16 protein-coding genes are annotated in these 22,385 nt (G+C 64.6%); 3 read left to right on the forward strand and 13 right to left on the reverse strand.

The features are described 5' to 3' along the window. Positions 1-30: 30 nt before the first annotated feature. Genes BMYO_RS00400 through BMYO_RS00415 form a run of 5 tightly spaced genes read right to left on the reverse strand, consistent with a single transcriptional unit; the run spans position 31 to position 5,932 of the window. Positions 31-2,055 carry an acetyl/propionyl/methylcrotonyl-CoA carboxylase subunit alpha gene (locus BMYO_RS00400; protein WP_094666641.1) on the reverse strand — a complete coding sequence of 675 codons (2,025 nt, stop codon included), beginning with the start codon at positions 2,053-2,055 and terminating at the stop codon, positions 31-33. Beyond that, entirely contained in the window at positions 2,052-4,121 is a 2,070-nt protein-coding gene (locus BMYO_RS00405; protein WP_233427951.1) for a 5-oxoprolinase subunit B/C family protein, read from the reverse strand. The genes BMYO_RS00400 and BMYO_RS00405 overlap by 4 nt, the downstream gene beginning before the upstream one ends. A 21-nt stretch (positions 4,122-4,142) precedes the next feature. Continuing rightward, a complete protein-coding gene (locus BMYO_RS00410) occupies positions 4,143-4,913 on the reverse strand; it encodes a LamB/YcsF family protein (protein ID WP_094666642.1) in 771 nt (256 codons plus the stop codon). Between the two features lies 1 nt (position 4,914). Next, positions 4,915-5,079, reverse strand: a complete 165-nt coding sequence (locus tag BMYO_RS11645) for a hypothetical protein (RefSeq protein WP_158216919.1) — start codon at positions 5,077-5,079, stop codon at positions 4,915-4,917. 52 nt (positions 5,080-5,131) lie between these two features. Next, complete coding sequence (locus BMYO_RS00415; protein WP_094666643.1) at positions 5,132-5,932, reverse strand: putative hydro-lyase; 801 nt, start codon at positions 5,930-5,932, stop codon at positions 5,132-5,134. Between the two features lie 259 nt (positions 5,933-6,191). Between BMYO_RS00415 and BMYO_RS00420 the strand changes: the two genes are divergently transcribed. The 3 genes from BMYO_RS00420 to BMYO_RS00430 all read left to right on the forward strand — a co-directional run bounded on the left by BMYO_RS00420 (position 6,192) and on the right by BMYO_RS00430 (position 10,577). Beyond that, positions 6,192-7,166, forward strand: a complete 975-nt coding sequence (locus BMYO_RS00420; protein ID WP_094666644.1) for an aminodeoxychorismate lyase — start codon at positions 6,192-6,194, stop codon at positions 7,164-7,166. A gap of 333 nt (positions 7,167-7,499) precedes the next feature. Beyond that, entirely contained in the window at positions 7,500-7,889 is a 390-nt protein-coding gene (locus tag BMYO_RS00425; protein WP_094666645.1) for a chorismate mutase, read from the forward strand. A gap of 342 nt (positions 7,890-8,231) precedes the next feature. Continuing rightward, positions 8,232-10,577 (forward strand): hypothetical protein, encoded by a 2,346-nt coding sequence (locus tag BMYO_RS00430; protein WP_094666646.1) that lies wholly within the window; start codon positions 8,232-8,234, stop codon positions 10,575-10,577. A 179-nt stretch (positions 10,578-10,756) separates the two neighbouring features. Here BMYO_RS00430 and valS read toward each other — a convergent pair whose 3' ends face one another. From valS to BMYO_RS00470, 8 genes are all read right to left on the reverse strand, one after another. Further along, the gene (gene valS / locus BMYO_RS00435) at positions 10,757-13,537 is read right to left on the reverse strand and encodes a valine--tRNA ligase (protein ID WP_094666647.1); all 2,781 of its coding nucleotides are present in this window, start codon (positions 13,535-13,537) and stop codon (positions 10,757-10,759) included. Positions 13,538-13,595: 58 nt separating this feature from the next. Continuing rightward, positions 13,596-15,209 carry an ABC transporter substrate-binding protein gene (locus tag BMYO_RS00440; RefSeq protein ID WP_094666648.1) on the reverse strand — a complete coding sequence of 538 codons (1,614 nt, stop codon included), beginning with the start codon at positions 15,207-15,209 and terminating at the stop codon, positions 13,596-13,598. Positions 15,210-15,515: 306 nt separating this feature from the next. Next, positions 15,516-16,184: an endonuclease III gene (nth, locus tag BMYO_RS00445; RefSeq protein ID WP_094666649.1), complete on the reverse strand. Its 669-nt coding sequence runs from the start codon at positions 16,182-16,184 to the stop codon at positions 15,516-15,518. A gap of 24 nt (positions 16,185-16,208) precedes the next feature. Then, positions 16,209-17,000, reverse strand: a complete 792-nt coding sequence (locus BMYO_RS00450; protein WP_169833998.1) for a winged helix-turn-helix transcriptional regulator — start codon at positions 16,998-17,000, stop codon at positions 16,209-16,211. A gap of 233 nt (positions 17,001-17,233) precedes the next feature. After that, positions 17,234-17,938, reverse strand: a complete 705-nt coding sequence (locus BMYO_RS00455; RefSeq protein WP_094666651.1) for a hypothetical protein — start codon at positions 17,936-17,938, stop codon at positions 17,234-17,236. Between the two features lie 128 nt (positions 17,939-18,066). Beyond that, positions 18,067-18,645 (reverse strand): manganese efflux pump MntP, encoded by a 579-nt coding sequence (locus BMYO_RS00460; RefSeq protein ID WP_094666784.1) that lies wholly within the window; start codon positions 18,643-18,645, stop codon positions 18,067-18,069. Between the two features lie 554 nt (positions 18,646-19,199). Continuing rightward, the gene (locus tag BMYO_RS00465) at positions 19,200-19,694 is read right to left on the reverse strand and encodes an inorganic diphosphatase (RefSeq protein WP_094666652.1); all 495 of its coding nucleotides are present in this window, start codon (positions 19,692-19,694) and stop codon (positions 19,200-19,202) included. Positions 19,695-19,766: 72 nt separating this feature from the next. After that, entirely contained in the window at positions 19,767-22,049 is a 2,283-nt protein-coding gene (locus BMYO_RS00470) for an alpha-1,4-glucan--maltose-1-phosphate maltosyltransferase (RefSeq protein WP_094666653.1), read from the reverse strand. Between the last annotated feature and the right edge of the window lie 336 nt (positions 22,050-22,385).

Consider the following 22,385-nt stretch of genomic DNA (forward strand, 5'->3'; position numbering starts at 1 on the left):
CCTTTCCCCTGAGCTGTCCTTACGTGTCCCCTATGCGGTGACGGTGCCCAACGGCTGATCGATTCGGACGGAGTCGCCGACCGTCGCGGTCTGATGCAGCGTTCCCGAGGCGGGAGAGGGGACCTCGGTCTCCATCTTCATGGCCTCCAACACCACCACCGGGTCTCCCTGCCGCACTTGTGCGCCGTCATCGACAAGCCATCGCACCACCGTGCCGCTGATGGTGGCATTGATGGCGTTGCCGTTCGTCACGGCGGCGTTTGCACCGGTAGTCGCACCGGTTCCGGCAAGCGAGCCGGAGGCAGCCAACAGCGCCGCGATGCCGCTCATCGAATTGGGAAGCGGGGAGCCCGCATCATCGGTGGCGGCGGTCGTTCCGGTGGACATGGCCGAGCCGGATGCTCTGGTCGGCGCATTTGCCGTGGCGTTTGCTGCCGCCAACCCCGCCAGACCGGCGCCCAACGCCGCGACTCCGGCGAAGGACGCCGGCAACCCCAGCCGCAATCGTTTGCCGTCCACCTCCACCCAGCTCTCCACCGGCTTGTCCTGTGCGGCGCGCGCGTCGTACCGCCCGCCGGACAACGATTGCACATCGGCGGCGGGCAGGAATTCCTCCTCGATCCAACGGGTGTACACGGCGAACCGTCCGTCCGTCGCGGCGAAATCCGGATGGGCCAATACGGCCTGATCAAACGCCTTGACGGTGGGCACCCCGCCGATCTCCAGCTCGGCCAGCGCCCGTTTGGCCCGCAGCAGGCATTCGTCGCGCGTGGGCGCCCAGACCACGAGTTTGGCGAGCATCGAATCGAACTGATCGGGCACCACCGACCCGGCCGCAACGCCCGAATCCCAACGGATGCCGGGGCCGGTAGGCACCCGCAGCGAGGTGACCGTGCCGGGGAACGGCACGAAGCCGCGCGCCGGATCCTCGGCGTTGATGCGGAATTCGATGGCGTGGCCATGCGGCCGAATCGCCGGTATCGACGCATCCCGCGCCGCCGACGACGTTTCGTTCGCCGATGAACGCTCCCGCGTCGCCAAAACCGCCATATCCACCGCACCGGCCAGAATCGCCTCCAGCGGCGTGCCCTCGGCAATCGCCAGCTGCGCTTCGACCAGATCGACGCCGCAGGTCATTTCGGTGACCGGATGCTCCACCTGAATGCGCGTGTTCACCTCCATGAACGACATCGTGCCGTCCGGGTCCACCAGAAACTCCACCGTTCCCGCACCCGTATACCGTGCGCGATCGCAGATGGCCACGGCCGCGTCCCTGAGCCGCCGTTCGGTGTCGGCGGGAAGGAAGGGCGCCGGCGCCTCCTCGATCAGCTTCTGGTTGCGACGCTGCAGCGAGCAGTCGCGTGTGCCCACGGCCTCCACATGGCCGTACGCGTCACCCAATACCTGCACCTCCACATGACGGGGGCGCGCCAGAAACCGTTCGATGAAGCAGTCGCCGTTGCCAAACGCCAGTTGCGCCTCATGCGTGGCCGAAACGAACGCCTCCTCCACGTCCGCCAGCTCATGCACCACCTTGAGTCCGCGTCCGCCGCCGCCATACACGGCCTTGATGGCCAGCGGCAGACCATGCTCGCGCGCGAACGCAACCACTTCGGCCGGGTCCCGTACCGGTTCCGTGGTGCCGGGCGCCATCGGCGCGCCCACGTCCGCGGCGATGCGACGGGCCTGCACCTTGGAGCCAAGCTCGCGGATCGTCTCGGGGGAGGGGCCGATCCACACCATGCCCGCAGCAATCACAGCCGCGGCGAAATCGGCGTTTTCGGACAGGAACCCGTACCCCGGATGCACGGCGTCCGCATGCGCACGACGCGCCACATCGATGATGCGCCCGATGTTGAGGTAGGTTTCGCGTGACGTTCCGCCGCCCAGCGCGTACGCCTCGTCCGCCAGATGCACGAACAATGCATCCACATCCGGGTCGGCGTACACGGCTATGGCCGTACGACCCGTATCCTGACAGGCATGAATCACGCGCACCGCGATTTCACCGCGATTCGCTATGAGAATGCGCTGAATATGACGGGTTTCGCTCATAGTGATGCCTCCGTTGCCTGTTCGTGTGTCCGTTCTGCGAATTCATGTGATGCGATGGCTCCGTCATCCTGCGAAGCGAGCCGCGGGTCGGAGCCACTCGTCGCTGCCATGTGGTGTCTTGCCGGCGTCGCCGTCACGCGGAATGCCACTCTGGCTCCCGGCGGCAATTGTCCCGCCATCGCCAGTGATGCCGTGGTCAGCACGGCCACCACCGGGTACCCTCCGGTGACCGGCTGATCGCGTAGGAATATCACCGGCTGACCGCTGGTCGGCACCTCGACGGCTCCGGCGACGGTCGCCTCGCTGGCCAGTTCAGTGGCGTCGCGGCGTTCCAGCGGCACCTCGCCGCTCAACCGCAATCCCACGCGGTTCGACTGTGCGGTGACCAGCCATTCCTGTTCCAGCAGCGTGTTTAATCCTGCATCGGTGAACCAGTCGGCGCGCGGCCCCAACGTCACCTCCAGCGTGGTGGTCGTGCCGGGCGAAGGCAGATCGGAAGGCCAGTCCTCGCGGGGAGCCACGCCGGCCGAGACCGCCGACGGCCGGCGAGTACCGGGGCCGACATCGCAATGACGGTTGTCGTCCGTGGTGCGTCGGCCGTCGGTAGGCTCTGCGTGCGAACCGGTGCCGATGGGCACGGTCTGCCCCGCGTGCAACGGCTTGGGACCGATGCCGCTCATGGTGTCGGTGGAGGCCGAACCAAGCATGCGCGGCACGTCGAAACCGCCCATCACGGCGAGATAATCGCGCAATCCGGCGGTCGGCGCGCCAATCGTCATGGTTTCTCCGTCGCGCAACAGGAACGCCTCCTGACCGCCGATGGCGAACGGCCGACCGCCGTCACGCCCCGTGACGGTGATATCGACCGGTGCGCCGGCGACGGCCACGACCGTATCGCCGCTGGCCTGGATCATGGCACCGCCGTTGGTCAGTTCGATGGCCGGTGTGCCCGGTGCGTTTCCGACAAGGGCGTTCGCCAGATGATAGGCGATCGGGTCGGCCGCGCCGGACCCTGTGACGCCCATGTTCGCGGCGTTGCGGCCGTCGTCCTGGAACGTGGCCAGGATGCCGGGGCGTAGAACGATGAGGGCCGAAGTGGAGGGCGATGCGGCGTTCCGCTGAAATGTGTCGGATGCGGCGATGTCTGGGGAGGCTGCGTTCGTGGGGAAATCCGCGCTCGCCGAGGCACCAGCGCTCGCGGGCGAGCCCGAGACTATCGGTGTTTGGGGACGAACCGGCGCAAACCGGACCGTATCGCCGGGCTGCAACAGCGCCGGAACCTTGGCGGAATCATCCCACATCGGCACATCGGTGTGCCCGATAAGCTGCCAGCCGCCGGAACTCGGGCGCGGGTAGACGCCTGAGAACGTGCCGGCGAGTCCCACGGCGCCTGCCGGAACGGAAAGGCGGGGTGTCGCGCGGCGCGGCACGTCAAAGCACGGGTCGCCGCCGGTGAGGTAGGCGAATCCCGGTGCGAACCCCACGAACGCCACGGACCATGGGGTGCCGCAATGCCGTGCGATCACGGCTTCGGACGACAGACCGAGCATGTCCGCCACCTCGGCTAGATCCTCGCCGTCGTACGTCACCGGAATGGAGATGGCATGGGCGGCGTGTGCGACGTCCACGCGTGTATCCAGCTCCTGCACGGCGACCTCGAGTTCGGCGCGCGTGGTGAGAAGCGGGTTGAAACGTATGAACAGCGTCCGCGCCGCAGGAATCAGTTCGGTGATTGCTGACAGTGCGTCCGCGTGGCGCAACGCGCGCGCGGCAATCCCCTTCATGTTCGGAGAAACGCCGGCCGGGTAGTCCGCGTCGAAGGTTGGCGAAGAGCCTGGGCGAGCGTGGAGGGATTGACCTGTTGCTGATTGCGTCGGTGTCGTTATGGGCGCACATGCGGATGATTCGGCTGCGGAGGCCGCCGCCTTCACAGCGGCGAACAAGCGCAGCGTCGCGTTCAGATCATCACATTCGATGAGCATGCCGCGATCGCCGCAGACCAGAAACCGCAGCCTCTGGTCTGCGGCGTCGTCGATTCCATTGGATTGCTTGTTGCCGATGATCATACCGTGCCTACCATGCGGTTATCAGCTGGCATGGCCCGCGAACGGCCGAACGGTCACGCCGCCGGCTTCAAGACGCTCCCGCACCGCCTTCGCCATGGCCACGGCCGCCGGCGAATCACCGTGTACGCATACCGAATCGGCGGTGATGGGCACCACGGTGCCATCAATCGCCTCAACGGTGCCGTCCGAAACCATGCGCGCCACGCGGTCAGCCACCACGGTCGGGTCGGCAATCACGGCGCCCGGTTCGCGGCGGGAGACCAGCGTGCCCGACGGCGTGTAGGCACGGTCGGCGAATGCCTCGCGGTACACGGGCAGTCCGGCCTGCTCGGCCAGCCGTCCCACGGCGGAACCAGGCAGCGTGAGCAGTCCCAGTGACGCGTCGACCATTTGCATCGCGCGAATCACGCAGGCGGCCTGCCGCTCGTCTGTGACAATCCGGTTGTAGAGCGCTCCATGCGGCTTGACATATGAGACGTGAGTGCCGGCGGCGGTGGCAAGCCCCTCGATGGCGGCAAGCTGGTACATAATGTCCGCCGTGAGATCCTCGTCGGACTCGTCCACATAGCGCCGACCGAACCCGGCCAGATCCCGGTACGACACATGCGCGCCCACCGTGACGCCGTTCTCGGCCGCATTGCGAAGCGTGCGGACCATGACGGCGGGGTCCCCGGCGTGGAAGCCGCAGGCGATGTTCGCACTAGACACCACGGTGAGCAGTGATTCGTCGTCGCCCAGCGTCCAGCGGCCGAAGCTCTCGCCCATATCGCTGTTGAGATCGATCGCGGGCATGTCAGGCCTCCTCGTTGATGAATCGGATGGACCAGTTCACGGTCGGTCCCTTCGGCCGCGGGACTGCGGCGTCCGTATGCTGGCCGTCAACCGACGACGCGGCCGGGGCGGCCATGTCAATCAGGCCGGCCACCATGCCGTCTTCCGGGATGATGGGTGTTTCCATGAGGTTTCCTTTGCTGATGATGACGTGTGTCCATCGGGGCCGGACGCTGCCGTCAGACCATATACCGTCGATCCTCCACGTCGGTGATGAACATGTGCCCGGGCGCGTGGGTGATGGCGAAATGCGGCTTGGACGCCATCACCGCGGCCTGCGGGGTCACGCCGCACGCCCAGAACACAGGGATGTCGCCGGGCTCGAGAATCGGGGCGTCACCGTAATCAGGATGATTGATGTCGGTGACGCCGATGGATTGCGGGTCGCCGACGCACACCGGCGCGCCGTGCACGGACGGGTAGTAGCCGGAGATGCGACAGGCATCCGCGACCTGCCGGGCCGGAATGCCGCGCATCGAAACGACCATATTGGACTTGAACGCCCCGGCCGGACGGCACACGATCGACGTGTCATACATGGGCACGTTCCGGCCGGCGGTGATGTGCCGCACCGGGATGCCGTCGTCCATCAGGGGGAATTCGAACGTGAACGAGCAGCCGATGACGAATGTGACCAAGTCGTTCCGCCAATAGTCGCGGATGTCCTTCACCTCGGCGACCAGCTCCCCGTCCTCCCAGACGCGGTAGAGCGGCACGTCCGTGCGGATGTCCGCGCCAGGGGCGGTCGACGGTTCGGTCACGCCGGGCTCCATCACCTCCAGCAGCGGGCAGGGTTTCGGATTGCGCTGGGCGAACAGCAGGAAATCAAACGCCTGGTCCTTGGGCAGGATCATGAGATTGGCCTGCGCGTGGCCGCGTGCGATACCGCAAGTGGGGCGCACCTCGCCGGCGCGGAATGCGGCGCGGGCTGCGGACGGTGTGGAGTCGGCGTCGAGTGTGGTGGTGAATTGGCTGGTCATGGAACACAACCTACGTGCCGTAATCGTTCGGTGTCATACGGCTATGTGACGGCTGTGTTTCGGACGTTCCCGTGTCGAACGCAGCTGAAACAAACGGCGGCTAGCGTAAAGGCATACGCGAAGGCGAGGCGCCGCGCGAAGCGGCGGCAACGGTTGGCGCGTATTGGAATCATTGGAATCATGAGACTGCCGGGCCATCGGCGGCGATGCGGAATGCGGGCCGCGAAGATGGCTGTGAGTGAAGGAAAGAGGATTCACCGTGAGCTCGATTGTTTTGGGAATGGGTAATGGCGCGCTCATGTTCGGCGACGCCGACGTCAGCGATGTGCCGGACAGCGACCTGATCGAACTGGTGGACCCGGAGACGGTCAATATCAACGCCTTCGACCTGAGCGTGCTGCGTGGCGACGGCATCTTCGAGGCCACCACCGCGTGGAAGGGATTCCCGGTATCGCTGGAGATCCACCTGCGTCGACTGGTCCGTTCGGCCAGGCTCATGGACATGCCGGAGCCCAACGTCGCGGCGATCACGCGCGGCGTCCAAGCGGTCATGAACGCCTACGACGACCCTGAGCCCGGGCCGATGCTGCGCATCATCGTCTCCCGAGGCCTGGATGTGTCCACCGGCGTGGGCAAGGCCGCGGCCGCTGAGGGCAAGACAGCGCCGACCATTTTCATCTTCGAGGACGGCAAGGGCACGTTGCACACGCCCGATCCGATCACCATGGCCTCCATGACCCGCGGCTATCCTTCGGACATCACGGCCCGCGCGCCGTGGCTGCTGAACGGCGCCAAGACACTCAGCTATGCCTTCAATTGCGCGGTGCATCGTGAATGTGACCGGCGAGGTGTGGGCGACGCGGTGCTGTTCACCGAGGACGGCTACACGCTTGAATGCCCGAACTCCACCATCGTGGGCCGATACGGCTCCATGTTGGTCACGCCCGATCCGCGCATCGGCATCCTTGACGGCACCACGCAGCGTGAAATGTTCTCGTGGGCATTGCAGGAAGGTCAGCAAGCGGTATACAAGAAGCTACCGATCGAGGAGCTGCGCGATGCCGATCGCCTCTACATGGTGCATGGCGGCTGGGTCATTCCGGTCAAGGAGCTCGACGGCAAGGCGTATGAGTGCGACCCGGCTGAAATCGCAGCCATCAACGATGCGATTCACTCCGGTCGCACCCATGACGACGCGCTTTCCATCGGCCCCACCGGCGATTACGAGTTCTGAACGTCGGTAATCGTCGGTATCTCGGTTGCAAGGGGTACATCGGGGCTGTTCCGGACAGCTATCTGCTTTGCGAGGGGTACCTCAACAGTGAAGTCCCGAGTAGATGCGCCATCATTTCAACGTCACTACTCGGGATTTCCCGTATTAGGTACCCCTTGCAAAGCAGATAGCTGCGCGCACAGGCCGAAATGTACCCCTTGCAACCGAGATACCGGCATGTCGCATGCCATGTTGGCGGCGCATGCCGTGTTTCCGCTGCCTGACTGCCCGCGCCGGTGCTTTGGACGCGAGAATCATGGCGTGGTGACGCTCGGCAGGAGTATTCTCGAGTCTATGAGCGAAACGAGCAGTGACTGGCAAAGGACCACCATCGACTCCGCCCAGGCGGCGGCCCATCCGGAAACCGCCCAGGCGGTCGCACGCATCAAGGATCTGCGCCAATCCATCGATAACATCGATTCCGCGGTCATTTCATTGCTGGCGGAGCGGTTCAAGGCCACGTCCCGCGTCGGAGTGCTGAAGGCCAGTGCCGGCTTCGCCCCGGAGGACACCAAGCGTGAGGATTACCAGATCGAGCGTCTGCACCGCATCGCCATCGATGCGGGATTGGACCCGGAAATCGCCGAGATGTACCGCGAATTCGTGGTGACCGAGGCCAAGAAGCGTCATAAGCGCATTGCGGATGCTGGCGGCGATCCGGGTGTGCTCGACGTGTTCGCCTGACGCTGTAACGGCTGGTGAACGATTGAAAATGCGGCATCCGTGAACCGCATCGGTGGGTTGATACCCGGTGTTGGTTGCGCGCAAGGGCCCATCGAGCTTGTGACGGCTCGGTGGGCCCTTGCTATAGGAGCGCTATAGGAGGCAGTGACGCCTTTCGGCGGTTTCGCCGATTGCTGCGGCCGGCGGCATAGTATTCCAGTGTTGAACAACGAGAACCGGTCTGCATGGTTTTCGCGGGACGTTTCGCTCGGGGTGCATATCGACTAGATTGATATCCGGACGACGGATGCTATGGTCTGGCCCGTCTGATGATGGTGTGTCCCTCGCGTGAATGGATGTTGGATGAAGCTTGCCGCCGCCTTGGTCAGTTGCGCTTTGTGTGTGACCGCCGCCACCGGTGGCATCTGGCTGAGCCGGCCCGCCGACATGGATTATGGCCCGCTGCTTGCCGCTGCCAATGACCGGTATGCGGTGCTTGATGAGAACGGCACGCCCACGCGCTGGTATGTGGCTGGTCCGTCGGCGATGAATGCGGCTCCGGCCGATAACGCCACTGGCTCCGGCAGTGCGCAGGAATCGCAGAATAACACGCAGGATAATCAGGGCACCGAACACGGCCAGTCGGAAACGTCTGCGGGATGGTCGGTCACGCGCATTCCCGCCGGCTCCGATACCGCGCCGACCTCCCCGTGGAAGGTTGCAGTGACGTATTCGCTGGACGGCCCGAATGTGGACGCCAACGACGTACGCAATGCCTCCGGTCTCGTCGGCATCTACATCGACATCACGCCCGCCACCGGCGAAGCCAAGACGAGCGTGCCGGTCGTGGCCTTCACCGTGCCTACCCAGGTGGCCGACGACATCTCCGCGGATAAAGGCGTGTCCCTGTCCGCACAAGGCTCCGACACGCTTATCGCCGCTGCGGGAAAACCCGGCGAAGGACTGAACTTCAGCTGCTACATGAACGCCAAGGAATTCACGATGAGCCCGGTGGCGTTCGCCTCGCTGCCCTCGGAGGGGAATGACACCGCGGGTACGGGCGCTGATGTCGATTCGGGCGAGGTGCCGGGACAGAATGGTCAGCCGCAGACCAATCAGTCAGATCAGACCGGGCAGACGGCTGACGCTGATGCCGCAGGCGCGGCAGCGCCGCAGTCTGGTGAAGCCGCCCAATCCGCCGATGCCGCGCAACTCGTCGCGACGGCCACTTCGTTGGTTGATTCCCTCACCGATGCCGGTTCCGGCGAACACCAGCAGCTGATTGAGCAGCTCAAGGCGCTACGGGACAACGAGCGCCGACTGGACCAGTCCGTGGTCGCTGAACGCAAGGCCGCCCATAAGCAGACGTTCGACAACTACATGGCCGCGTACGTGGGCTCCTACACCACCCATCTTTCCGGGTCGATAGGCACCTCCACGCAGCTGCCCGCGCTGATGGGCACCGCCGGGGAATTGTCCGGAGACACGCCCTTGGCTCAGGCGGTCCTCGATCTCGCCGATGCGGTGAACAACGTGAGTGCGGCGCATATGCACGCCGGAGCCGTGGACGCTTTGGACGAGGTGATTCGCCGCATCCAGCAGCAGGGCACCACGGGGCTCATCGATGATCTGACCACGGAAGCCGCCGAAGAGGCTACCAAAGGCTCCCAGCAGTATGCGGATGGGCAGAGCCAGCTGTCCGCCGCGATGATTCCGTATTCGATGAAGTACACGGACGTCTACACGTCCAATCTGTCGCTGCTGACCGGCGGCACATCCGCCGGAGCCTCCGCCTACACCCAACAGGCCATCGCCGAGACCAACGGCAGTGGAGATCTGAAGGACGCGCAGGCCAAAGTGGACGCTGCGATGGCCACGCTCGCCGCAGCCTGCGAGCACACCGGCAAGTCGCAGGCACTCAAGCAGATCGTGCTGCGGTTCTCCGACCAGTTCGAAGGCGGCGCGGCGACGGATACCGCGGCGACGGACGGTGTAACGAATGGTGCGACGGGCCGTAGGACGGGCGATGCCAAGGATGAGCAGTCTGCCGGCCAATCCGTCGCCGGCTTAACCGGAGTGAACGCCGTGACCGGACTGGCCGATCCGCAGTCCCAATCCTTCTATGGCCGAACCAAGGCCGCTGACGCCAAACGCAAGGCCCAGGCGGCACTCAAACAGGCCGAGGAGGCCAAGCAGCAGCAGTCGCAGGATGCCAACGCCTCGCTGGTGGACGATACGATTTCGATGTCCGCCGGCGACGTAATGAGCTATGCCAATGGGCTGACTTCGGCGTTGGGCAGTGGAAAGTCCGGGGATGCGGGGCAGTCGGGGGCGCCCGCATCGTCCGACAAGTCCGGGGCGGGCGCCGGGGAATCATCGGACGCCGCCAACTCTGTGGGTTCCGCGGGTTCTTCGGGCTCCGGCAACGGCCAGACCGCCGATCAAAAGGGTGCCGGCAATGACGGGACCGGTGACGGGTCATCCACGACCCAGACCACGCATGACGACACCAATGACGCTCCGGTGCTGTTCGGCTTCGGCAAGGGCGGCACGTTGCTCACGCACGACATGAGCACATTGATCGGCGAGACCGTGGATCTTGGCGATGCCGGTGCACTCATCACCCAAGCCGCGACACAGCTTGGAGCCGCCGTGCCGCAGATGCACACCGACCGGCCGCGCTACCTGCTGGTGATTCCCACCGTGTGAATCGCCGCAACCGAGCCCTGATACGAAAATCGGCTCCCCTCGCTTGAGGGAAGCCGATTTCACTTGTTACTTCTTTACCGGCTGAGCCGTGAAGCGGACAGCCCGATGGGCTGTCCGCAGGCGAAGTGAGCGGCCGCGCCATATGCGGCCGCGAAGGCCGCCGGTAAAGAAGCGAAGGCTTACTTCGCCTTCTTCACCGGCGGCTCGCCGAGTTCGCTGTCCTCGACGATCACGTTGATGGCGTTTTCGGTTTCGGCCTTGGCGCTCTTGGCTGCGTCGGCGGCGGCCTCGGCGGTCGCACGCACGGCCTTGATCGCGGCGGCGGCACCCACGAAGGAGATGCGGCCCACCACGCGGCCGGCCTCGGCGATATCGCCCAGAGCGCTTTCGAGGGACTCGCGCACCTCGTCGTCCACACCGAGCTTGACCGACAGAATCGGCGTCTTCATGGAGACCTTCGCCTTGGACTTGATGCCACGCAGCGCGGCCAGCGCCTCGCCGGCGTGGGCCAGCAGGTCGGGGGAGACCTTGAAGGCCGCGGCGGCGTACACGTCCGGAGTCGGCCATGCGGCGCGGTGCACGGAGCCTTCGCCCTCGTGCATCCAGCTCCACACCTCTTCGGTGGCGTACGGCAGGTACGGGGCGAGCAGACGCGCGAACGCATCCAGACCCAGACCCAGCGCGGTGCGGGCGGACTTCACGGCGGCCTCGGACGGCACATGACCGGTCGCGTCGGCGGTACCGTAGGCGCGGTTCTTGACCAGCTCGATGTAGTCGTCGCAGAACTGCCAGAAGTAGGACTCGATGGTCTCGAGCGCCTTGGAGTGCTCGTAGGCCTCCATCGCATCGGTGGCCTGACGGACCACCAGCGCCATCTTGGCCATCGCGGCGCGGTCCAGCGGCTCGGTCACATCGGCCGGGTCCCAGGCGGCCGTGGCCGCGGCGCCCACATGATGGTTCTCGTCCTCGCGGCCGATGGCCAGCGCGAACTTGGTGGCGTTCAGCAGTTTGATGGCCAGTCGACGGCCGATCTTCATCTGGCCGACGTCGTACGTGGCGTCCAGACCAAGACGGGCGGCGGCGGCCCAATACCGCACGGCATCCGCGCCGAACTTCTCGATCGGCTCGTTCGGCACCACGACGTTGCCCTTGGACTTCGACATCTTCTTGTGGTCCGGGTCGAGAATCCAGCCGGACAGTGTGGCGTGTGCCCACGGCAGGCAGTGGTTCTCGAGATGCGCACGATCCACGGTGGAGAACAGCCAGGTGCGGATGATGTCCTGGCCCTGCGGGCGCAAATCCATCGGGAACGTGGAGGCGAACAAGGCCTTGGACGCCTCGTCCGGCTCGGCCCAGTGGGTCACGATCTGCGGGGTGAGCGATGAGGTCGCCCACGTATCCATGATGTCCTTCTCGGCGGTGAAGCCACCGGGCACGTCACGCTGCTCGGCGGTGAAGCCTTCCGGCATGTCGATGGTCGGGTCGATCGGCAGACGGTCCTCGGACGGGGTCAGCGGGTGATCGTAGTCGGTGGTGCCATCCTCAAGCACCGGGTACCACAGCGGGAACGGCACGCCGAAGAAGCGCTGGCGGGAGATCAGCCAGTCGCCGTTGAGGCCATGCACCCAGTTGTCGTAGCGCACGCGCATGAAGTCCGGGTGGAAGTTGAGCTCCTTGCCACGCTCGATGAGCTGGGCGTTGAGCTCCGGGTCGGTGCCGCCGTTCTTCAGGTACCACTGGCGGGAGGTGACGATCTCGAGCGGCTTGTCGCCCTTCTCATAGAAGTTCGTCATACGCTTGGTCGGCGTTGGCTCACCGTCCAGATCGCCGGACTCACGCAGGTGGTCCACGATGATCTTGCGGGCGGAGAACGTGGTCTTGCCGGCGGTCTCCTCGAAAATCGCCTTACCGTTCTCGTCGGTAATCCAGTCCGGCACGGTCATGACGATGCGGCCATTGCGCTGGATGATCGAACGGGTGGGGAGCTTGAGGTCGCGCCACCACTGCACATCGGTCACGTCACCGAAGGTGCAGCACATGGCGATGCCGGCGCCCTTGTCCATCTCGGCGGCCGGATGCGCGAGAATCGGCACCTTGACCTTGAACAGCGGGGAGTAGACGTACTGGCCGAAGTACTGCTTGTAGCGGTCATCGTCCGGGTTGGCGATCAGCGAGGTGCAGGCCGCCAGCAGCTCGGGACGGGTGGTCTCGATGTAGATCGGGGTGCCGTCCTCGAAGCGGAAGGCCACCTTGTGGTAGAAGCCCGGGTACTCGCGGGATTCGAGCTCGGCCTGGGCCACGGCGGTCTGGAAGGTCACGTCCCACAGGCCGGGGGCGTCCTGCTGGTACGCCTCGCCACGGGCCAGATTGCGCAGGAACGCCTTCTGGGCCACGCGCTGCGGGTGCTCGCCGATGGTGTGGTAGGTCTGCGACCAGTCAATCGACAGGCCCAGCTTGCGCCACAGCGCCTCGAACTGCTTCTCGTCCTGGGCGGTGAGCTTCTCGCACAGCTCGATGAAGTTCTTACGGGAAATCGGCACCTGATCCTTGGCGTCGATCTTCTTGCCGTCGGTGCCCTCGAACGGCGGCTTGAAATCGGGGTCGTAGGGGAGGGACACGTCCACGCGCACGCCGTAGTAGTTCTGCACGCGACGCTCGGTGGGCAGGCCGTTGTCGTCCCAGCCCATCGGGTAGAACACGTCGTAGCCGCGCATGCGCTTGTAGCGTGCGATCACATCGGTATGCGTGTAGGAGAACACATGACCCACATGCAGCGAACCGGAGACGGTGGGCGGCGGGGTGTCGATGGAGTACACGGCCTTGCGGTCGCGGGTGTTCTGGAATTTGTAGGTGCCGTTGTCGTCCCAAACGGCGCGCCACTTGTCCTCAAGACCGTCCACGCCGACCTTGTCGGGCAGCGGGGTGAGGTTGGCGGTGATGATGGATTTGCCTTCAGTCATAACGCCAAAGTTTATGCATGTTGCATGACAAGGCGCATGGCAAGGCGCATGATTCCGCCTATCCCATCCGCACCTCGGCCAGCGGCAGCCGCTGATCCACCATCGCGGTCGGATATCCGGCCAGGCCGGTCCTCGCGGCCGTGAAGCAGACCCGCGTGTACAGCCAATCGGCGGCCGCGTCCTCGCTGAGCGCTCGCGCATACGTTTTCATCCGGGCCGCATAGTCCGTCTCATTCGTGGCCGCACGGGCCGAGGCGTACGCCTGCTGCGCCTCGGCATCGTCATAATGGAATATGGAATCGGTGTCCACGAACATGCCGGCATCATCCGTGCCGTTCATGCTCAGAATCGTCATCTCCCATGTGCCCGCCTGAATCCGGGCCGCATAATCGGTGTTGGAGAGCACCTCCAGATTCACGCGCGGACGTGCTCCCTGCTCGATCTGATTCTTGATGGTCTCCGCCACGGACCGCCATCGCTCGGTGACCACCAGATCCACCGTGGTCAGATACTCGTCGCCGAAATACGCGAGCATCGACTGCGCCTTGACGGTGTCATAGGGAAACAGGCCGGTCAGGTCCTCGTACCCCGGCTCCATGGTGCTGATCGGCCCGCCGAGCGCGCCGCCCGAATCCTGCTGCGAGGCGGCGATCCCGGTCGCGTCGATCTGATGACGGAACGCCTTGCGCACCTGCTCATCCGAAAGCAGCGAATCGTTGCCGTGATTGTACGCCAGCAGCACCTTGGATGTGGTCGCGCCGGTGCTGACAGTCACTTGGCCGCCGGTGCCGTCCGACTGCCCTTCCGACTGTGCGCCCTGCCGCAACGTGGTCGCGACGTCGGCGCCCAATCCCGGCGCCCAGTCGATCGCGCCACTGCGCACGGCCTGGGCCAGCGCGTCATCGTCATCGTATGCGGCAATGGTCACGGCCGCGCTCGCCGCCAACGTGCCGTGGTAGGCGCCGTTACGCTTGAGCGTCAGCGACCGTCCGGGACGGAATCCGTCCACGATGAACGGCCCGGAGCCGGCGGACTGCGTCGCGTAATCGATGCCGGTGCCCTCGGCATCGAACACCGTGCCGAGCGGACCGGCAAGCGCGCGCGGCAGCGTGGGATTCGGCTGTCCCAGTGCGATGACCACGGTGCGGGCGTCCGGATTGGTCACCGACCGCAGGTCGCCGAGCGCATCCACGCCGCTGGCCTTGGCGACGACCGACTGCTGCATGGACCAGACCACGTCCGTGGCATCGAGCGTGTGCCCGTTCGAGAACGTGGCGCCGTTCGCGATGGTGAACGTATAGGTGAGTCCGTCCTCGGACACCGTCCAGCCCGTGGCCAGACCGGGTTTGAGCTGATTGTGCTGGTCCGTGGCGACCAGCGTCTCGTAGACGTTGCCGATGAGCAGTCGTTCGGCCGAGGGGACCGTATCGAGTGCGGTGACGTCGGACGAGCTGCCCAACTGATTGGTTGAGCCGGTCGTACCGTTCTCGCCGGCCGTGCTGGCCGCGGCGGCGAACGGGCGGATATCCAACGATTCCGGCACGTCGGTGACGCCGACCTTCACCGTGCCATCGTTCGAGGATACGGCGGCACCGACGAAACCCGGCCACGCGATGCGATGATGCAGCACCGACCAGCCGCCCCAGACGAGTGCGCTGAGCAAGGCGACCATCCCTAGGAACACGCCCCACTGGACCCATGCGTGGCCCCATGCGCCATGCCGTTCGTTCCGTCTGCCCTGTTGCATGGGCCCAAGTCTAACCGGTGGCGCTGATGGCGTGGCGCTGCTGATGGTGCGCGGCTGATGATGCGCATGGCCGGCGGCTGTTTCAGACATCCCGATTATCGGCTCCCCGGACGGGAACGGCTCCCGGAATCGGTTCCGGCAAGGGAACGGCCACGCCCCGGCAGTGGCGGTCATCAGTGGCGGTCATCAGTGCCGGGGCGGAAGTGTGTACGCTCCACCAAGGGGCAATCTCTACGCGGCTGTGGGTTCGAAGCTCGGGCAGGTATCGGCGAGCGGGCAGTGGCCGCAGTCGGGTTTGCGGGCGTGGCAGGTGGCGCGTCCGAACAGGATGAGCCGGTGACTCAGATCGGTCCATTCCTCAGGCGGAAAACACGCGGTGATCTCCTTCTCGACCTTCACCGGATCGGACTTCGCGACTCGCCAGTCCGTGCGCCAGCGCAGACGCCCGGTCACACGCATCACATGCGTATCCACCGGGAACCCGGGAATGCCGAAGGCGTTGCCGAGCACGACGTTCGCGGTTTTGCGTCCCACGCCGGGCAGGCTCGTCAGCTCCTCCATCGTGTGCGGCACATCGCCGTTGAACCGCTCGTCCAATGCGGCAGCCAGTCCGAGGAGATGCTGCGTTTTCGACCGGTAGAAACCGAGCGGATGGATGATATCCTCCACCTGGGTCGGATTGGCGTTGGCCAGCGCCGCCGCGGTGGGATAGGTGGCGAACAGTTTCGGGGTGACGGTGTTGACCCGTTTGTCCGTGGTCTGGGCGCTCAGAACCGTGGCGATCAGCAGTTGCAGCGGCGTTGAGAAATGGAGTGCGCATTTCGGTGCCGGAATCACCTGGCGCAGGATGTCGTATTCATCATGCATGCGTACGATTCGCGCGGTTTTGGATTCTCGCATGGAGTGCCTTGCGAAGACGCGGAATCAGGCGGCGGCGTTGAGGTCAGGGGTGTCGCCGTCGGCATCGATGGAACCTGCGCGGGATGAGGCGGACTGTGCGGCCTGCTTGGCGGCCGCCGTGCCACGGTCGTTCTCCGGCGGGTCGAATCGGTAACCCACGTTGCGCACCGTGCCGATGAGATGCTCGTATTCGCCGCCGAGCTTGGCGCGCAGACGACGGATGTGCACATCCACCGTGCGGGTGCCGCCGTAGTAGTCGTAGCCCCACACTTCCTGCAGCAGTTGCGCGCGGGTGAACACGCGGCCCGGATGCTGGACCAGATACTTGAGCAGCTCGAATTCCTTGTAGGCCAGATCGATGGGCCGGCCGTGCAGCGATGCGGTGTATCCGTTGGTGTCCACGATGAGGTCGCCGGAGCGGATCTGCCCGTCCTCCACCGTGGTGCCATCGTCGGATGCGGCTCCCGCAGGCGCGGCGGCCGGCGCGTTTCCGCGTTCGGAGACCAGACGCAGGCGCCCTTCCACCTCGGCCGGGGAAGCGGTGGTCACCACCACGTCGGCGATGCCCCACTGCGAATTGACCACAGTGAAACCGCCCTCGGTAAGCACCAGCACAATCGGCGTGGACAGGCCGGAGGCGTGGATGAGACGGCACAGCGTTTTGGCGGTGGCCAGATCGTCGCGCGCGTCCAGGAAGAGAATCGTGTTCTCCGGCATCTTTACCAGGCTCGCCGCGTCCATCGGCAGAACGCGCACGCGGTGGGAGAGCAACGCCAGCGACGGCAGAACCGTGGCGGGGTCGCTGGCGAATGTCATCAACGTAAGATCCGTCACGCTAATTCCCCCTCTGATGAATCCGCGGTGCACGCCGTGGGTGTGATCAATCGTTACGATCGTGGGACCGGCGGGTTGAAGCCGCTACCGTCACGTTGTCTTTCATTGTACGCTCGCGTCTTGGACACATGAATGGCAGCGGTACGGAATATGAACAGCGAACGGATTCGTGTCGGATGCGCGCCGCATGGCGACCGACGGGCGCTATACGAAGTTCAGGCGAGGATACGCGTGAGCAGCAGGGTTGCGGCGGCGATGGTCACGCCCATGAGCATCACCGGAAGCAGACCGGTGCCGATCCAAGGGTGACGGATGGTCGGGTCCGGATCGGCGTCGCGCACCCACAGTGTGGAGGCCACGGCCAGCGCCAGCGCCAGCGCCACCATCACGACGATGGTGACCGTGCCGACGAGGGAATCCCTGAGCAGTAGGGCACCCAGATTCGGCAGGAAACACCAGCCCGCCACTGCGATTGCGGCTACGCCTGATGTGGTGGCATGGGAGAGCGCGCGGATGAGATGGGAGCGGTTCTCGCGGGCCATCTGGCGGGCGAAGGACAGAATCACCAGCACCACCAACAGCAGGCCGACGGCCAACGCCCAGGAGTACCAGGGCAGGGCGTTGCCGTCCGGAGTGGACTGATCGGCCGGTGCCTTGCCGGAAGGGAAGGGCACCACGACGAAAATCAGTGAAACCACGCCGAACACCAGCGTTGCCGCACGATCCAGTGTGGTGCCGCGGAATGGCCAGAACAGCACGAACTGACTGAGCACCAGCGCCGAAATGATCAGCGGAATCGCCGGCAGCGGACCGGGGGAGGGGATGGCCGTGGCCGCAATGAGCAGTGCATAGGCTGTGAACTGGATCAGCAGCATGCCCAATGCCTTGTTCTTCCAGTTCGGTTGGGTGATTTCGCTCATGTACAGCCTCTCAGTCGGGAAACGTCTCATAACATCCTACTTCGTGCAGAGGAACGTGCCGGGACACGGTAGGACTTACACGGTGGAACTTGAGCAGTAGGTGCGCAGTAGGACTTACGGGAGCGCGGTCAGAATGCGATGACGCCCATGTGCTCGAGCAGCACCTTGAAACCGATGAGGATGAGCACCACACCACCGGCGATCTGCGCAGGCTTCTGCCAGCGGGCGCCGAACGCGCGTCCGATGTACAGGCCGGCTGCGGAGAACAGTCCGGTGACGATACCGATGGAGGAGATGGCGAAGACCATGTTGGTCTTCATGAACGCCAGACTCACGCCCACAGCGAAGGCGTCAATGCTGCATGCGACGGCCAGCGGGAGCATATGCTTCCAGTCGAATTGCGCGGTTTCGCGGGCGTTTTCCTCGTCCTCCTCGAATGCTTCGTGGATCATGTTGCCGCCGATGAAGACGAGCAGTCCGAAGATGATCCAATGATCGAACGAGGTCACGTACGAGCTAAAGGTGGAGGCCGCGAAATAGCCAAGCACCGGGAACAATGCTTGGAATCCGCCGAACCAGAGGGCGGTTTTGACGGCGTCCTGATGACGGACGCGAGTGACGGTCAGACCTTTGCCGATGGATACTGCAAACGCGTCCATGGCGACGGAAACGGAAATCAACAGCGTTTGAATAATGATCGAAATCATGGTGTGAAGAAGGTTCATCGCCGGATGCACCCATGCGATGGGCCTCGACCAGCGTTCCCACACGCCGCCTACGCCTAATTGAAAAGACAAGGCGTAAGTATACAGCAAGAGGCCCCCGAAGGAGCCTCTTGCTAGGTTTTAGCAGAAGGAGGAAATCACTTCTGAGAATCGGCAAGCCGCTGGCGAGCCTCGACGATTTCCTTCTCCGCAACGGTCCTGCAATTATGGACGGCCTTTGGCCGGCTCAGTATTGGCTCGGTCGCTGTCGCGTCCTCGCACGTCGCCGCGGAAAGCCCACCGGGCTTTCCTGTCGGAAATCACTTCGCCGCCCGCGTTTCACGCGCCTTCGCGGCGTAGCCGCTCACCTCGGCTAGTGACAGTCCACTGGACTGTCACTTAGACGCCTCGGCCAGACGCTCACGCGCCTCAGCGATTTCCTTTTCGGCCACGGTCCTGCAATTATGGACGGCCTTCGGCCGGCTCAATATTGGCTCAGACACTGTCGTGTCTTCGCACGTGGCCGCGGAAAGCCCACCGGGCTTTCCTGTCGGAAATCACTTCGCCGCGTTCGCCAGACGCTCACGCGCCTCAGCGATTTCCTTTTCGGCCACGTCCGCGCCGGTCCAGTAATCGCCGGGCTTGACTTCCTTGCCGGGCTCGAGGGCCTTGTACTGCTCGAAGAAGTGCTTGATCTCGGCGAGGTGGTACTCGTTGACGTCCTTGACGTCCTTGACGCCGTCGTAGCGGACATCGGCCGGCACGCACAGCACCTTGTCGTCGCCGCCCTCTTCGTCCTCCATGTGGTACAGACCGACGGCGCGGCACTCGATGACGCAGCCCGGGAACACGGAGTTGGTGACCATCACGAGGGCGTCCAGCGGATCGCCGTCCTCGCCCAGGGTGCCTTCGATGTAGCCGTAGTCATCCGGGTAGCCCATGGCGGTGAACAGCTCGCGGTCCAGGAAGACGCGGCCGGTCTCCTGGTCGACTTCGTACTTGTTCTTGGAACCGCGCGGAATCTCCACCACGACGTTGAAGGTCTCTGCCATTGTTATCTCCTTAGGGAATCGGCAAACTATTCGTTACACACACTACTACTTGTGGCGACGAGTCCGGAACCGTCACTGCACGGTCAGGACGTGAGCCACATCCGCCCACGGCGCGAGTGAGACGAAGTTGTCCCAGCCCCACTGGAATTCGCGGCCGGTCAGCTCGTCGCGCACGTTGAGCGGGCGGTCGGTGGGCAGGCCGAGCTTGTCGAGATCCAGATGGACCATCGCCTGATGCGCGTCGTGACCATCGAGGTTGACCACCACGATGAGCGTGTCCGCCTGACCGGTGCCGGTCAGATCGGCCGGCGTATGACGGGCGAAGGCCAGGATGTTCGGATCGGAGGTCTCCAGAACGGTGAGGTTGTGGTAGCTCAGCGCGGCCGGGTGGGAGCGGCGGATCTTGTTCAGCGCGGTGAGCATCTTGGCAACGCCGTACTTCTTGGCCTTGTCCCAATCACGGACCTTGACCTCGTACTTCTCGTTGTCGATCTGCTCCTCGAAGCCCGGACGCTGCTTGTTCTCCAGCAGCTCGAAGCCGTTGTAGATGCCCCACGACGGCGAGCCCATGGCGGCCAGCACCGCGCGCACGCAGTGCCCGGCGATGCCGTTGTCGCGCACGTAGGCGGTGAGGATGTCCGGCGTGGTGGGCCAGAAGGTGTTGTGCTGGTAGTATCCGTCGTCGCCGTTGGTGACGGGCAAGTACTCGGCCAGCTCCTCCTTGGTGTTGCGCCAGGGGAAGTAGCAGTGGGACTGCGTGAAGCCCACGTAGCTCAGCGCGCGCATCATGCCCGGACGGGTGAACGCCTCGGCCAGGAACAGCACCTCCGGGTGACGCTTGGTCACGGCGGCGATCACGTCCTGCCAGAAGCGGACCGGCTTGGTGTGCGGGTTATCGATGCGGAAAATGGTCACGCCCGCGTCGATCCACAGGTTGAGGACGCGCTCGACTTCCTTCTCGATGCCGGGCATATCCGTGTTGAAGTCGATCGGGTAGATGTCCTGATACTTCTTCGGCGGGTTCTCGGCGAACGCGATGGTGCCGTCCGGCTTGTGACGGAACCATTCCGGGTGCTGCTTGACCCACGGGTGGTCGGGCGAGCACTGGAGCGCGAAGTCCAGAGCGATCTCCAAGCCAAGCTCATGCGCGCGCTGGCACAGGGCCTTGAAGTCGTCCATGGTGCCGAGCAGCGGGTCCACGGTGTCGTGGCCGCCCAGTTCGGAGCCGATGCCGAACGGCGAGCCCGGGTCGTCCGGGCCGGCGACCAGCGTGTTGTTGCGGCCCTTGCGGTTGGTCACGCCGATGGGGAAGATCGGCGGCAGGTAGACGATGTCGAAGCCTTCGGCCTTGGCACGTTCGAGGCCGCTGATCGAGGTCTTCAGGGTGCCCTGCGTGATCTTGCCGGTCTGCGGGTCGCGGGTGGCGCCTTCGGAGCGCGGGAAGAACTGGTACCAGGCCGCGAAGCTGGACTTCGGGCGCTCGACCTTGAAGCGCTGCGGCTGGCTGGCGGACAGTCCGTCGCGCAGCGGGTGGGTTTCGTGCAGGGCGGCGATCTCCGGGTTGTCGCCGGCGGCCAGGCGCTCCTTCGGGCTGAGCTCCTTGTTGGCCATGGTCTCGGCGGCCTGCTCAAGCACCTTGCGGTCCTTGGCGGTGATGCCGGATTCCTTGGTCAGGGCCCAGCGCGCGAGCAGTTCGGCGCCGGAGTTGAGGGCGTTCTCCACGTCGTCCTCGACCTTCACCTTGATGCGGGCGTCGTGCAGCCACGAGGTGTAGGTGTCCTCCCAGCCTTCGACGGTGACGGTCCAGATGCCCAGCTGGCGCTTGACGGCCGCGTAGCCGTCCTCCCAGGGCTTAAGGTCGCTGTGTTCGCCGCACTTGAGGGTGACCTCCCAGCGGTCGAGGCCGGGGTTCGTGCAGGTCATCGGCAGGCGCATGGTCTCGCGGCCGCGCGGGTTGCGCACGACGGCGGTGGCGCCCACCTTGGTGCGGCCCTCGATGAACACCTGGGCGGTCACCTTGAACGGTTCGCCGATCTCCACGCGGGCCGGATAGGTGCCGCGCTCCTCGCCGGGGGTGACGTCCATGATGTTGATGCGGCCGAACTCGCCGGGTTCCTTGACCTCGATGACGGGCGCGGGGGCCTCGACCACCAGCCCGTTCAGGGCCTCGTTCATGCGGCGCGTTTCGGGGTCAACCCGTTTGCGCTTGGTGGTGGGCTTGGAGGCGGCGGTCTTGGACGTCTTGGAAGCAGACTTGGTGGTCTTGGCGGCGGAGGTCGCCTTTGACTTCCGTGACGTGGTGTCGGAATTATCGGAATTGCGCTGAGCGCTTTGTAATACTGCCATAATGCCCATTCTAGGGGGGTGCGCGCGATTTTCGGTATTTCGCGTGCATTGTGGATAACTTTCATGTAAACGTTCGATAAACAGTGTGATGTGGATAACTCGGAGGGGGATGTTATCCACAACTCGCCGGTTGACGCCAAGCTGGAACCACATTGGTGTGGAGACGTGGCTTTGGCCGGTGAAACCTGACAAGCTCGGACCTACCCGCACGCGAGGAAGCGTGCGGGGCCACATAAATCAATAGGAATCAACGAAACCGAAACAACAAATAACGAATCGCGCGAATCACGCGGATCGTGCGGATCGTGCGAATCGCGAGGATCACGCGGATCCACGATTGGCGAG

This window comes from Bifidobacterium myosotis (genome assembly GCF_002259745.1).
Taxonomy (GTDB): Bacteria; Actinomycetota; Actinomycetes; order Actinomycetales; family Bifidobacteriaceae; genus Bifidobacterium; species Bifidobacterium myosotis.

Coding starts and splice junctions, on each gene's coding strand:
- BMYO_RS00405 (WP_233427951.1), bottom strand. CDS start 4,121: ATGATCATCGGCAACAAGCAATCCAATGGAATCGACGACGCCGCAGAC.
- valS (WP_094666647.1), bottom strand. CDS start 13,537: ATGACTGAAGGCAAATCCATCATCACCGCCAACCTCACCCCGCTGCCC.
- BMYO_RS00450 (WP_169833998.1), bottom strand. CDS start 17,000: ATGACATTCGCCAGCGACCCCGCCACGGTTCTGCCGTCGCTGGCGTTG.
- BMYO_RS00400 (WP_094666641.1), bottom strand. CDS start 2,055: ATGAGCGAAACCCGTCATATTCAGCGCATTCTCATAGCGAATCGCGGT.
- BMYO_RS00460 (WP_094666784.1), bottom strand. CDS start 18,645: ATGATTTCGATCATTATTCAAACGCTGTTGATTTCCGTTTCCGTCGCC.
- BMYO_RS00425 (WP_094666645.1), top strand. CDS start 7,500: ATGAGCGAAACGAGCAGTGACTGGCAAAGGACCACCATCGACTCCGCC.
- BMYO_RS11645 (WP_158216919.1), bottom strand. CDS start 5,079: ATGGAAACACCCATCATCCCGGAAGACGGCATGGTGGCCGGCCTGATT.
- BMYO_RS00465 (WP_094666652.1), bottom strand. CDS start 19,694: ATGGCAGAGACCTTCAACGTCGTGGTGGAGATTCCGCGCGGTTCCAAG.
- BMYO_RS00410 (WP_094666642.1), bottom strand. CDS start 4,913: ATGCCCGCGATCGATCTCAACAGCGATATGGGCGAGAGCTTCGGCCGC.
- BMYO_RS00440 (WP_094666648.1), bottom strand. CDS start 15,209: ATGGTCGCCTTGCTCAGCGCACTCGTCTGGGGCGGCTGGTCGGTGCTG.
- BMYO_RS00470 (WP_094666653.1), bottom strand. CDS start 22,049: ATGGGCATTATGGCAGTATTACAAAGCGCTCAGCGCAATTCCGATAAT.
- BMYO_RS00415 (WP_094666643.1), bottom strand. CDS start 5,932: ATGACCAGCCAATTCACCACCACACTCGACGCCGACTCCACACCGTCC.
- nth (WP_094666649.1), bottom strand. CDS start 16,184: ATGCGAGAATCCAAAACCGCGCGAATCGTACGCATGCATGATGAATAC.
- BMYO_RS00455 (WP_094666651.1), bottom strand. CDS start 17,938: ATGAGCGAAATCACCCAACCGAACTGGAAGAACAAGGCATTGGGCATG.
- BMYO_RS00430 (WP_094666646.1), top strand. CDS start 8,232: ATGAAGCTTGCCGCCGCCTTGGTCAGTTGCGCTTTGTGTGTGACCGCC.